Raw genomic sequence first — 12,405 nt, 5'->3', positions numbered from 1 at the left:
AAGTACAGAAAATTAAACGATAATATGCCAGGAATAAGGACGGATTACTAGTTCGCTAGCTTGTGTGCTTATGGCTCGATTTGCGAGCATCGCAGCACAGCATACGTATCAGTATGTGAGCAGCGAAGCACAGAAAATCGAGCCATAAGCGCCAAGATAGTAGAAATATTACCCGTCCTTACGTTGCATCCTTAAAGTGCGTTGTAACAACTGCGTATAAATAGGTTCATTACCAGCCAATTGCACTACCGTTGTTGAAGTCAGACAACAAACCATTAATGGTAATATCAATAAATAATTTTGCGTCATTTCTACCACGAGAATAATACCGGTAATCGGTGCACGGACGGCTGCAGAAAATAACGCACCCATTCCAGCTACAGCAAACATCCCTGGATGGATAGTCGCATCATGGCTGAATGCTTCAAACAGGTAGGATGCAGCAACACCAAGTAAGGTCCCCAAGGCAAGCATAGGAGCAAAAATGCCTCCTGGCACGCTCGATGAATAGCAAAGCATGGTGGTAAAAAACCTAATAACAAATAATATTAACAAGGCTGAGAACGGTGGTGATAAGGTTAGAGAGCGTTCAATAATATCGTAGCCGCCACCTACTGTTTGCGGGTAAGCATAAGCAAGATAACCGACAAACAATCCTATTAACAGCACGTAAACAACCCGTGTATTAAATGTTAATCTATCGGTTAAAGACAACGTCTTCATCAATACTATATTAAATAGTAAGCCGACAAAACCCACAACGATACCAAAAATAAAAAAGAACCATAATGATTGCAGGCTGGGTAAGGTAAAAATATCCATCGCGATTGCTGGTTGCGAACCAATAATACAATGCAAGGTTATAGTGGCTATCACACAACAAATAGCTACTGTTTTAAAATTGGTAAACGAAAAATTAAATTGACTGCGCATTTCTTCCAGCACAAAAAGTACACCAGCCAGGGGGGCATTAAAAGCAGTTGCCAACCCTGCTGCAGCACCAGCTGCAATTAATGTATCACAGCGTTCACGGGAAAGGCGCAAATAATCTCCCAACATAGCGCCAAGATTCCCGCCCATTTGGATAGTTGGCCCTTCGCGACCCACAACCATTTTTGCACAAATTGCCATCACTCCACCAATGAATTTCACCGGCAATAATCGGCGCCAAAAAATTTCACGCTCATGCAATAAAGTTCCTTCGATTTCCTGCACGCCACTGCCGGATGCTTCTGGTGCAAAACCTCTTACTAAAAACCAGGCAACAAAAACCAACATCATGGAAACCAGTGCCGAAACGATCCAAACCGGCCAGCCTTGAGCCGAAGTGACACGGAAGAACGCTTCAAGTAACTGATTGCCATAAGAAATCGCTATTTGAAAAAAAGAGCCAGCCAGACCTGTCAGAATTCCTAATAAGATCGCTGTTGCATAAATGACTAAAACTTTATCGCGCATTGCCCCTCACCATGTTCATTAAATTCCCTATAATGCGTAACCCAGCTTGATTAGGCATAGACAAAATGGTTTCCGGATGAAATTGCACAGCATGCACAGGGAGTGTTTTATGAGACACTGCCATAACAATACCGTCACGGCTCAAGGCTGTTACCCGCAATTCTTCCGGGACTTGCTCAAGTATTGCGTAGAGTGAATGATATCTCCCTGCAGTAAAAGACGTACCTAAGCCCGCAAATAATCCGGTTTCATCTTTAACATCAATTTCAGAGGCCTTGCCATGCATCGGGTAAGTCAAAATATCCAGTTTACCACCAAAATATTCCACGATGCCTTGTAACCCCAAACAAACGCCAAACAAAGGGATCTGACGTTCAAGCACTGCTGTAATAGTCTGGTCTAACTTAAAATCGACCGGCTTTCCAGGACCAGGAGAAAGAAGAACCAGGTCAAAATTTTGTTTTTGCAAATAATCCTGAGCATATTCGCTGCGAACAGTCAAAACTTCCGCCCCAGTCTGACGAACATAATTAGCCAGGGTATGAACAAAAGAATCTTGATGATCAACCAGTAATACGCGTTTACCAACCCCATTTTGCGGTATTGGACTAGTCATACCGACCTTAGCATGCGGCTTTTGCAAAATATCCAAGAACGCAGAGGCTTTTAATCTTGTTTCCTGTTCTTCAGCCTTTGGTTCTGAATCATAAAGTAAAGTTGCTCCTACACGAATTTCAGCTATTCCCTGTTGAATACGCATCGTTCTTAATACAAGTCCTGTATTTAAATTCCCATTAAAACCCAACCAACCTACAGCACCGGCATACCATCTACGTGGTGATTTCTCATATTGCTCAATGAAATTCATTGCCCATAGCTTGGGAGCCCCAGTCACAGTCACTACCCACATATGTGTTAAAAAAGCATCCACAGCATCAAAATCCGGCCGCAAAATTCCTTCCACATGATCAACCGTATGAATCAAACGGGAATACATTTCGATTTGACGACGTCCTACTACACGAACGCTCCCTGCTTCGCAAATTCTTGACTTATCATTTCTATCAACATCAGTGCACATTGTCAGTTCGGATGCTTCTTTCTCTGAATCCAGCAAAAGCTGGATATTGTGAGCATCCTCTATCGCGTCAGCCCCGCGCTTGATAGTGCCTGAAATCGGACAGGTTTCGACACGTCTGCCTTGTACGCGCACATACATTTCAGGGGAAGCACCAACTAAATATTCATCCTTACCTAAATTAAGGAAAAAACCATAAGGCGATGGATTAATGCGACGCATACGGGTAAAAATCGCCGAAGGTTGTTCCGAACAATAGGCATAAAAAGTTTGACTGGGAACCACTTCAAAAAGATCACCACGAGCAAAACGTTCCTTGGCGATCTCCACCAGTTTCGCGTATTCACCAGGCGCATGATCACACTCTTTTTCCGGTTTAAACTTAGGCTCATAAGACTTAAACTCGCCTTCTCGCGGCAGAGACTGAGTAGACTTTCCCTGGTATTGAAAATCATAACGGCGAATAAAAGCAATTTCTTTGCGATGATTAACTACATAAATTTCATCAGGAAGATACAAAACCATTTCCCGCTGTTCGGGCGAACGTTCTTTATGCTGCTCCAATTTTTCAAATTGAAAAATCAAATCATAACCAAAAGCACCATACAAACCTAAATAAGGTTCATCCGATTTAAAAAAAGCGATTAGCTGACGCAATACTGTGAATATGGAAGGCTGATGACTACGCTCCTCCTCACTAAAAATTTGTTGCGTTCCTTGCACCTTGAGTATGCAACATTGCAGGGATTGCTCAGAAATTATTAATTCCTTGCTTGCCTGCAGTAAAGGTAAAATCATTGCCAATAAAATTTCACCGCGCTTGTTCAAAGCCTCCAAACAAATTTCGTCTACTTTACATGTGACTGCCAGGGGCGGGTTATAAAAACCGATATCCCAACAGGTATATCGTCCGGGGTATTCAAAACTCGAGGCAAATAATGCCCCTCGATGCGTATCAAGCCGCTCGAGAAGTGGCTCAATAGCATTTTCATAGGCCAAAGTATGCTCTTCATACTCGATATGAATTCCACCCGTGGTTTTTACCTGTTGTAACATCGCTAATACACTCAATCAAAAAAACAATAATAGGTTCCATCCATTCTACTTTAAAACCCAGCCTCTGCAAGAAATAACGAGGAATCCAACTCATCAGGCAGCTTCACGGCTTCCAAAGAAAAGCAGCCTGTATTCAGGGGTAAAAGTGGACACCTCTAACCAAGTAAATCGGCGGTTATCACTGGATGCGGGTACCAAGCATTTGTTGCAGGAAAAACTCCGTAGGAAGGGGATTGTATCTTGTGAGCAGCAGGGTATAATTTTTTTTCACTCTTGCGGGAAAAATGATGTTTAAAAAAACTGATTTAGAAAATATTGCACAACTTGCTTACCTCGATCCGGAGGCTGGTGAGGACACACAACTCGCTGAAGAAGTTGGTGCGATTATGGATTTTGTCGAACAGTTACGCCAAATCCAAACAACGGGCATAGCGCCCCTTTTTCACCCTTTTGATTTACACCAGCGACTGAGAGAGGATGCAATCAGTGAGGAAGATTGCCGTCAGCAATTGGCAGAAATTGCACCACTGTTTGAGGATGATTTGTATCTCGTTCCCAAAGTAATCGACTCAGGACAATAAGCTTATGCACAAGCATTCTTTACGTGAATTAATTCTTGGTTTACAACGACGTGAATTCTCAAGCACTGAGTTAACCCAACATTATTTGAATCGGATTCGACAACACCAAGAACTCAATAGTTTTATTAGTATTGACGAAGAAGCTGCTCTTAACTGTGCAGCTAAAGCGGATAAACAATTACAAGCTGGGAAAGCCAAGTTACTGACTGGCATCCCTATAGCACATAAAGATATCTTCTGTACGCAATCATTGCCCACTACCTGCGGATCAAAGATGCTGGCCAATTTCCATGCCCCCTATCAGGCTACCATTGTTTCAAAACTGGAAGCCGAAGGTGTTGTTGTTTTAGGTAAAACCAATATGGATGAGTTTGCCATGGGGTCTACCAATGAAAACAGTTATTTTGGTGCAGTAAAAAATCCCTGGGATCTTGAACGAGTACCTGGCGGCTCTTCGGGTGGTTCTGCAGCAGCTGTTGCGGCACGCCTTATCCCCTTTGCAACCGGCTCTGATACTGGTGGCTCTATCAGGCAACCTGCTGCTTTTTGTGGTATTTCGGGGATTAAACCGACCTATGGCCTAGTCTCCCGGTTCGGTATGGTAGCTTATGCCTCAAGCCTGGATCAGGCAGGGCCAATGGCTAACAGTGCGGAAGAATTAGCCTTGGTTTTACAAGCAATGGCAGGTTTCGATGCGAATGATTCCACTTCAGTCTCCTGCAAGATTCCTGATTTTTCTGCAGCCTTGAACCAACCTATAAAAGGATTACGCATAGGTTTACCCTCCTGTTTTTTCCAGAAAGAAGTTGAAGCTGATATTCAACAAGCCATACGTGATGCCGTCAAACTATTGCAATATGCAGGCGCAGAAATTGTGCAACTTGATTTAACACTGCAACCTTTATGGGTGCCTTGCTATTATGTCATTGCCTGCGCAGAAGCATCCTCTAATCTGTCACGCTATGATGGTATACGCTTTGGCTACCGTAGCAGTAAAGGCAATAGCTTAAAAGAGTTAATTACGAACTCTCGAAGTGAAGGATTTGGTAGGGAAGTTAAACGCCGTATCCTTACCGGTACCCATGTCTTATCCTCAGGCTATTTTGACGATTATTACCTGCAGGCTCTAAAAATCAGGCGTTTAATTCAAAATGAATTACAAGACGTTTTACGCCAGGTTGATGTCATACTTGGCCCTACCACACCCACTTGCGCTTTTAAGCTGGGTGAAAAAACTGATCCGATACAAAACTATCTGGCCGATGTATTTACGGTAGCAGTGAATTTGGCTGGTCTCCCTGCCCTTTCTATTCCTGCAGGGTTCAGCAGGGGTTTACCTATTGGTATGCAATTAATCGGCAACCATTTTAGCGAGGCACAATTACTCAATCTTGCTTATTTTTATCAACAAGACACCAACTGGCACCAAGCCAGACCAACCTATAAAGGGTGATATTTATGGCATGGGATACTGTTATTGGTCTTGAGGTTCATGCGCAATTAAAAACGCAATCGAAACTTTTTTCAGGTGCGGCAACCCGTTTTGGCGCGCAACCTAATTCACAAACCTGTTTTATTGATGCTGGTTTACCTGGCATTTTACCTGTGCTGAATCAGAAAGCAGTGGAAATGGCTATTCAGTTCGGCTTGGCTATTAATGCTGAAATCAATGATCACTCCTATTTTGAACGAAAGAATTATTTTTATCCGGATTTACCCAAAGGTTATCAAATAAGCCAATTCCAACGCCCTATTGTTAGTAATGGTTCTCTGCTTGTCGAAATGAATGATGGAAGTACGAAAAAAGTGACTATAGTCAGGGCTCATCTGGAGGAAGATGCGGGTAAATCACTGCACGACGCTCACCTGCAGTATACCGGGATCGATCTGAATCGCGCGGGTATCCCGCTGCTGGAAATTGTAACCACTCCCTGTCTTTTCTCTGCGGAAGAAGCAGTGAATTACCTCAAAGCCCTGCATCAGTTAGTTCGCTTTCTAGGAATTTGTGACGGCAATATGCAGGAAGGTTCTTTTCGCTGCGATGTGAATATTTCTCTCAAGCCTGCTGGTTCAAACAAGCTTGGTACCCGCACAGAACTAAAAAATCTTAATTCTTTCCGCTTCATCGAGAAAGCAATTGCCTACGAACAAGCCAGGCATCAGGATTTACTCGAGAGTGGGCAAGCAGTTCAACAAGAAACAAGACTCTATTGTCCAACCACAGAGACTACGCAAGTTTTAAGATCAAAAGAAAATGAAAACGATTATCGTTATTTCCCTGATCCGGATTTATTGCCAATTCATATAACAGCTAAAAATCTGGCGGAAATGAAGCAAAGAATGCCCCCTTTGCCTGAACAAATTAAACAAACGCTAAGACAAAATAAATCACTGCATCCGGATGATATTTATTTTTTACTATCCACCCCAGCCACCTACCATTTTTTCCACACGGTAAAACAACTCTGTCATGCAGATGAAAAAACCATTATTAATTGGCTTAAAGGTAATTATGCAGCCGCACTTAATGAAACAAATCTTGATTTTGATAATCCACCCGTTTCTGCACAGTCCCTGGCTTCTTTGCTAAATCATCTTCATGAGCAAAAAATATCAGGCAAAATAGCCAAGGAAATTTTTGCCAAATTATGGGCAGGCGAAGGCAGTGTTGAAGACATCATTAAGAAAGAAGGTTACGAGCAAGTTGGTAACAACCAGCTTGAAGCACTTGTTCAGACAATCGTTCAGCAATATCCTCAACAAGCAGCAGATTACCGTGCTGGTAAAGAAAAATTACTGGCGTTTTTTGTTGGTCAAGTGATGAAACAAACTAAAGGACAGGCTAGTCCTGAGCAAATTAATTGTTTGCTAAAAACTTACCTGTCGCAAGATAACTAAACGACAACCCGCTTTTAAAAGCGGGTTGTATTACTTTGATCAATAGGGCTTCACAATCACGGTTGAACCAACATCCATAAACTCCTGATTCAACCATTTTGCAGCGCCTGGTAAAACTCTTATGCAACCATGGCTGGCATTATAGTTAGGCACTTCATAAGCAGCATGAATAGAATAACCGCCATTGAAATGCATACAATAAGGCATTCTCGCACCACCGCCCGTTTCAATTGGGTAAATGCTGGAAGTACACTCCTCTCCTTTCTTGGAATAAACCCTGAAAGTTCCAGTGACTGTACGGCATCCTCGCCCAACGTCTTCACAATAGTCTTTACCCCCAGAGGCACTTCCTGTTTTAACGCGATTACCTTGCGCATCATAGGCAGCCCAAGCGGTCGCTTTCGGGTCAAAAATAAAGACTTTTCTACCCGTCGCTGGTCGTTTTTCCGGGAAATAGCTTGATCCTTTTGAATCTGACAGGTAACTTATGGTGTAATGCGTATAACCCGCATCATCCACAATTGAATCACGCCCCCCCATCGTGGAACAGGCGGCCGTCAACACACACAACGGTCCAATGATTAGTTGTTTTTTCATTGGTGAACCCTCCCTCTTTTTTTTATGTTATCGGGAGAATTTTGAATAAATTTAGGCTTTTTTATAAAAATTTTTAACTAATTGTTTTTTTTATAAACTTTTCGATCAATTAAAAGCTTTTTTGCAAACTCATCAGGAAGCATCGCCAAGATAGCTAAAGTGAGTTGTTTATCACTGCATTCAAAACAACCACCCCTAGGAGGCATGGCATTAAATCCGTTTTCGGTATGTTCTACCAGTTGCTTTAGCCCACCTTTAATACGAGCCTCCCAGTCCGCTTTCTGTTTCATTCCAGGAGCACCAAGAGGGATCAAAGGCTTTACTGCATGACAATTGCTACAAAAATGCTGTACGATTTGCTCACCTTCATTCTTACTGCCTTTGATGGAGTTTAGAAAGGCTTGCGGATGATGGCTTTCCGCACACGAAAACGTCGTTGTAAACCATCCACACAATACAATCATTATCAGTTTATAATGCAAACTCACCATTCCCCCCGAAAGTTGGCCCGTAATTTGCTTAAAAGCAGAATTCCTCTAAATGAGAACAATTTATGCTAAAACGCAGTATCCTAGTTTTTTTACTAATTTTTGCAAGCCCTTTATTACAAGCAGAAGCCATCCAATCATTAACCACCATTGAAGAACGCATCACCCAGCATATACTTAATGCCTTAAACGCTTCAGAGCATAAAGATGTCCATATCTCAACCGGTAAAATCGACGCAAGATTAAAATTGCGTGCTTGTGATACCGATAAACTTGAAGTCTTTAACCCCTATCAAACGTCAATATTAAATGCCACCACCATGGGAATTAGGTGTCAAGAACCTGACAAACACTGGACACTCTATGTACCAATAAAAATAAGTGTACAAAAAACCATCCTGGTCGCTAAACGTCCTTTACTTAAAGGAGCCCAAATTGGTAAAGATGACATTGAAATCGCTACTGTGGATGTCAGTCAGCTAAAACAAGGCTATTTTACTAAAATGGAAGATATTATTGGTCTTGTTTGTAAACAAAATCTAATTCAGGGCAGTGCTTTTAATCCTGCAATTTTGCAAACAGCAGTAATAATTCACAAAGGCGAGCAAGTGAGCATCCAGGCAGTGGGTGAAATGCTTAGTGTAAGTATGGAAGGAATAGCCCTAAATGATGGTAGTTTAGGAGACATTATTAAAGTGAAAAATCTGTCTTCCAAACGAATTATTGAGGCGCAGATCCAGGCTAAAAAACAGGTTAGGGTTGCCATTTAAAAATGTTATTAAAATCATAGTGACTTCTGTTTAAAAATATGATATAGGTTAAAAATTAAACGAAAATTACTAAAGATTTCACTACAGGAGCCGATAACAATCATGAGTGCAATTGAGAGTAATGTTATGGTCAACCCAATTAATGAGTCAGGCAATTTCAAACGATTAGAGGCAGACTCTCGTCCGCAGCGTACACAGCCCGCTGCTCAAGAAAGCCATGCCGAAGAAACTAACCTTGTTAGTCGGAGTGATACCTTAAAACAAATAGATGCACTCAAAGAATTTATTCGCGATGCCCAAGAGATCGATCAAGAGCGAGTAGCCTTTTTTAAAGAAGAACTTGCAGCAGGACAATACCACATCCGCAGCGACAATATTGCTCAAAAAATAATTGCTGATCTTGAAGTAAATTGATCAATACTGCGCCTGATTGAATAGTAGGCAACAACCTTCTATGTAAATCTTGCCTAATATGAATTATAAGGACGTAAAAATGACTCAATCCAAAGCCGCCCAATTAGTTGATTTACTCCAGCAAGAACTGACATGGCTTGATTCACTGATTGCTCTGTTATCTGAAGAAAAAAACGTTCTCATCCAGCGTCAATTCGATGCCTTAGAGTCATTAGCGGAACAAAAACAAGCGCTTTCCGAGCAGCTTGAACAAAGCGCCAAGCAACGTATTGAATTGCTCGCAATGAATCTGCATGACAATCAACCCAAATTAGCTTTACAAGCCCTTTTGCGAGCATGCTCAGTCGAAGAAGCCAATCAAATTCAACAATTAAATAATCAACTTGCAGAAAAATTGCTTTCCTGCCGTGAATTGAATGCTGTTAATGGGCAAGTCATTACAAGTAATCTCAACACTAGGCAAGAAATCCTTGGCGCCTTAACAGGGAAAAATCAGGTCAATGCAACCAACCTTTACACAGCCAATGGCGATGTGCAAAGCACCACAGCGACAAGCAGACATCAAGAAGCGTAAATTTTATTCAGAACAATAATAATTTATTAATAATTGTCTGTAATTGATCATTTTTCCCTTCAAATATATAATCTGTTCTTTTTTTATCATGGAAAAACTGATTATGGCAAAAAATGTTCTTTTTAACTTCGTTGATTTTTATCTTGCAGCCTCCGAAGCTCCTCTCCCTAATTGCCAGTCTGTCAAGTTGGGTTCCACTAAAGAAGAGCGCCTGTATTACCGCTTTGAGTTAGAACATACCCACCCGGTTGTACTGCAAGACGGCGAGTATCTTTTACTCGATCACCATGTCAGTGTTTACCAAACCGAAAACCAGGCAAACCCTTTCCTTAGTCAATATCACTACACGGCCTATTTCAAAGGGCGAGATGGAACAAGATATCAATTACATGTCTATTATAATGATCAAAACGACATGACAGTAAAACCTGTGTTTTCCATCCAGAATGAAACTGACGGCAGTTTCACGCCCTTAGAAAGCGAGCAGTTACAGGAAGACTTCATTAATTTGGCTCGTGCTTATGCTAAACCTCTGATTAAAAACATTAGGAAGCAACTGACTGATACGGTTAAAGCGTTAGAAACACAATATAGTGAATGGGACCGAGAGGCGTCTCTATTAGCCACCTCGATAGCTCATAATCATGAAAATTATCTGGCTACACTAAGGGAAGGTGCTGAAATAGCAAAACGCTTGGCACGATTAGTCAAGCATGATCATTATCAAAATGTTTATCGATATACACAGCGCATGATCACGGCGGTTACAGAGCGATATAAACTCTTGGAGACCGCCACAGAAACACACTCTTCATCTCTTGTAGTGGGTGAAAAAACCAGCAAAGAAACAGTGAGCCATTCTGGCGGAGTAAAACCATCCACCCCGAGTAAACAAGGAAATGCCAAGAAGGAACGAGTGAAAGTTAAACCCTCTCCCTTTGATAAAAAAGTTCAGCGGATTGCTACAGAATTTAACAAGCTGGCTAAAGAGAGTGATGAGATCTACGCCACTCAACTTGCTGATTTATTGGCAAGAATTAATGAACTCTCTTTAACATTAGAGGATAGCGAAACCCTTGTCTCTCTGAACTCATTAACCAAATTAAAAAATATACAGCAACAAGTGCAGAACGAAGGACAAAAATTATTTGCGCGACTCGTAATAAAAGGTGAATTTAAAGTAGCGGAGCAAATGCCTTCTTTTTATTATCTTTTAGAAAATTACCTGGAGATGGCATTACTGACCAGAAATCATCGGTTATTAGATTTTATTTTGCAACATGGTGACGTTAATATTAATAACCAGGAAGTTACTGTCAAAGGGATCGTTTATCCTTCTGCCGTTCATTACTGTCTAAGCTGTGATATCAGGGAAAATCCAATCGCTGATTGTTTATCGGTATTGATAAGGCATGGTGCTTCCCTTTTTGGAAGCGATGAGAGCGGTTTGCCAATTGCTCATACTATCTTATCAACAGAAAACCACCCACTTAAAAAAGCGCTCACTGCCAATCGCGACAAAACGATAGAGTCAATTGCTTTCTATAAGCAATTAATATCAACCCTTAAACGCTATTTAGCGGAGCACCCCTCTTCCAGCACAGACGCCTCTATTGAAAAAGCAATCGAATACTACCAAACCAACATCGAAAGACTCCGACGTGTAGTACTTCCCACTAACTCCGGCGAAAGGAGGTTAAAAAGTCAATTGGATGCTTTTACGGATAAACATGATACAGACGTTATGGAAAGAGTTCGTCAAGATAAAGACGTGATCGCTTTACAAAAAAAAGTGCAAACCGCAGCAAATGCCTTCCACAAGAAGTTAGACTATAAGCAACGCATGGCATTTGCCAAAGCAGGTTCACAAAACTTAACCAATATCGATAAAGCCTTAGAGTATTTCGGAGTTAAGTTTGATAACTTTGAGGAATTGAAACAGTTGACCATGGAATTTCTTCAGCATTCTTTAGTACTGATTGCAAAACAATCGGAATTAGCTGAATTACAAAAAAAGATTCGCGGTTTTCCTCTCAAATCAGGCAGGGCTCCCTCCAGCTATAGTCGAATGTTAAATGAACAGAGGCTATTACTCGACGAAATAGCAGAAATGGAAAATAAATATGCCGTAAAAGACATAGAGGAAATAAAAAATTTGGATGTTGGGCTTCAAAGTTTGACCACGCTCTCTAACCAACTTAATAAAATTACGGATTCTTTGAAAGCGTTGAGCCAACTAACTTCTTTAATTTCGAGTGACTTCAACCCTACTTCTGAAGTCGATGATGAAGGAGTTCAAGAAGAAGGCTTGCCAGGGATTAGCAACGTAAACACTATCTTTAATATGTTTGCCCCGCTTCTCCAAAGCGTTGGCAGGCAGACCGATACCGCAAATGGAATAACTGAAAGTAACCACCCCTTTGCCAGCAATTCCTAAGGCCAAAGACCAGGCTAATCGACTTCAGTAAGCCTCTAAGAGGCTTACTGGCTT

At 41.5% G+C, this 12,405-nt stretch carries 11 protein-coding genes; 7 read left to right on the top strand and 4 right to left on the bottom strand.

Annotated features, from left to right (window positions below):
- Positions 1-168: 168 nt before the first annotated feature.
- Both clcA and ACN4Z1_RS05865 read right to left on the bottom strand, forming a co-directional pair.
- Positions 169-1,458, bottom strand: a complete 1,290-nt coding sequence (gene clcA, locus ACN4Z1_RS05870) for a H(+)/Cl(-) exchange transporter ClcA (RefSeq protein WP_228364207.1) — start codon at positions 1,456-1,458, stop codon at positions 169-171.
- The gene (locus ACN4Z1_RS05865) at positions 1,448-3,592 is read right to left on the bottom strand and encodes an anthranilate synthase component I (protein ID WP_228364208.1); all 2,145 of its coding nucleotides are present in this window, start codon (positions 3,590-3,592) and stop codon (positions 1,448-1,450) included. Before ACN4Z1_RS05865 ends, clcA begins: the two co-directional genes overlap by 11 nt.
- A gap of 284 nt (positions 3,593-3,876) precedes the next feature.
- On the opposite strand from ACN4Z1_RS05865, the gene gatC reads away from it, so the two are divergent.
- Genes gatC through gatB form a run of 3 tightly spaced genes read left to right on the top strand, consistent with a single transcriptional unit; the run spans position 3,877 to position 7,071 of the window.
- Positions 3,877-4,173 (top strand): Asp-tRNA(Asn)/Glu-tRNA(Gln) amidotransferase subunit GatC, encoded by a 297-nt coding sequence (gene gatC, locus ACN4Z1_RS05860; protein WP_115221075.1) that lies wholly within the window; start codon positions 3,877-3,879, stop codon positions 4,171-4,173.
- Between the two features lie 4 nt (positions 4,174-4,177).
- A complete protein-coding gene (gatA, locus tag ACN4Z1_RS05855; protein WP_115221074.1) occupies positions 4,178-5,626 on the top strand; it encodes an Asp-tRNA(Asn)/Glu-tRNA(Gln) amidotransferase subunit GatA in 1,449 nt (482 codons plus the stop codon).
- 5 nt (positions 5,627-5,631) lie between these two features.
- Positions 5,632-7,071, top strand: a complete 1,440-nt coding sequence (gene gatB, locus ACN4Z1_RS05850; protein WP_228364210.1) for an Asp-tRNA(Asn)/Glu-tRNA(Gln) amidotransferase subunit GatB — start codon at positions 5,632-5,634, stop codon at positions 7,069-7,071.
- Between the two features lie 39 nt (positions 7,072-7,110).
- Here gatB and ACN4Z1_RS05845 read toward each other — a convergent pair whose 3' ends face one another.
- Both ACN4Z1_RS05845 and ACN4Z1_RS05840 read right to left on the bottom strand, forming a co-directional pair.
- Entirely contained in the window at positions 7,111-7,668 is a 558-nt protein-coding gene (locus ACN4Z1_RS05845) for a L,D-transpeptidase (RefSeq protein WP_115221072.1), read from the bottom strand.
- Between the two features lie 77 nt (positions 7,669-7,745).
- Positions 7,746-8,132 carry a c-type cytochrome gene (locus tag ACN4Z1_RS05840; protein ID WP_181879448.1) on the bottom strand — a complete coding sequence of 129 codons (387 nt, stop codon included), beginning with the start codon at positions 8,130-8,132 and terminating at the stop codon, positions 7,746-7,748.
- Between the two features lie 89 nt (positions 8,133-8,221).
- On the opposite strand from ACN4Z1_RS05840, the gene flgA reads away from it, so the two are divergent.
- The 4 genes from flgA (at position 8,222) to ACN4Z1_RS05820 (ending at position 12,351) form a co-directional block, all read left to right on the top strand.
- Positions 8,222-8,926 carry a flagellar basal body P-ring formation chaperone FlgA gene (gene flgA, locus ACN4Z1_RS05835; RefSeq protein WP_228364211.1) on the top strand — a complete coding sequence of 235 codons (705 nt, stop codon included), beginning with the start codon at positions 8,222-8,224 and terminating at the stop codon, positions 8,924-8,926.
- Positions 8,927-9,028: 102 nt separating this feature from the next.
- Complete coding sequence (gene flgM, locus ACN4Z1_RS05830; protein WP_115221069.1) at positions 9,029-9,340, top strand: flagellar biosynthesis anti-sigma factor FlgM; 312 nt, start codon at positions 9,029-9,031, stop codon at positions 9,338-9,340.
- Positions 9,341-9,419: 79 nt separating this feature from the next.
- Positions 9,420-9,914: a flagella synthesis protein FlgN gene (locus ACN4Z1_RS05825; RefSeq protein WP_115221068.1), complete on the top strand. Its 495-nt coding sequence runs from the start codon at positions 9,420-9,422 to the stop codon at positions 9,912-9,914.
- A 103-nt stretch (positions 9,915-10,017) separates the two neighbouring features.
- Positions 10,018-12,351, top strand: coding sequence for a hypothetical protein (locus tag ACN4Z1_RS05820; RefSeq protein ID WP_228364212.1), 2,334 nt, complete (start codon positions 10,018-10,020; stop codon positions 12,349-12,351).
- Positions 12,352-12,405 lie beyond the last annotated feature (54 nt).

Origin of the sequence: Legionella sp. ST3F1, from assembly GCF_048553315.1 — a bacterium.
GTDB classification, from domain to species: domain Bacteria; phylum Pseudomonadota; class Gammaproteobacteria; order Legionellales; family Legionellaceae; genus Tatlockia; species Tatlockia donaldsonii.
The sequence above is the reverse complement of the archived record's forward strand: the minus strand, read 5'-3'. Positions and strand labels throughout refer to the sequence as shown.

Excerpts from the sequence above, each read along its gene's own strand:
- flgM (WP_115221069.1), top strand. The coding sequence starts at position 9,029 with ATGAGTGCAATTGAGAGTAATGTTATGGTCAACCCAATTAATGAGTCA.
- gatB (WP_228364210.1), top strand. The coding sequence starts at position 5,632 with ATGGCATGGGATACTGTTATTGGTCTTGAGGTTCATGCGCAATTAAAA.
- clcA (WP_228364207.1), bottom strand. The coding sequence starts at position 1,458 with ATGCGCGATAAAGTTTTAGTCATTTATGCAACAGCGATCTTATTAGGA.
- gatC (WP_115221075.1), top strand. The coding sequence starts at position 3,877 with ATGATGTTTAAAAAAACTGATTTAGAAAATATTGCACAACTTGCTTAC.
- ACN4Z1_RS05825 (WP_115221068.1), top strand. The coding sequence starts at position 9,420 with ATGACTCAATCCAAAGCCGCCCAATTAGTTGATTTACTCCAGCAAGAA.
- flgA (WP_228364211.1), top strand. The coding sequence starts at position 8,222 with ATGCTAAAACGCAGTATCCTAGTTTTTTTACTAATTTTTGCAAGCCCT.
- ACN4Z1_RS05840 (WP_181879448.1), bottom strand. The coding sequence starts at position 8,132 with ATGATTGTATTGTGTGGATGGTTTACAACGACGTTTTCGTGTGCGGAA.
- gatA (WP_115221074.1), top strand. The coding sequence starts at position 4,178 with ATGCACAAGCATTCTTTACGTGAATTAATTCTTGGTTTACAACGACGT.
- ACN4Z1_RS05845 (WP_115221072.1), bottom strand. The coding sequence starts at position 7,668 with ATGAAAAAACAACTAATCATTGGACCGTTGTGTGTGTTGACGGCCGCC.
- ACN4Z1_RS05820 (WP_228364212.1), top strand. The coding sequence starts at position 10,018 with ATGGCAAAAAATGTTCTTTTTAACTTCGTTGATTTTTATCTTGCAGCC.
- ACN4Z1_RS05865 (WP_228364208.1), bottom strand. The coding sequence starts at position 3,592 with ATGTTACAACAGGTAAAAACCACGGGTGGAATTCATATCGAGTATGAA.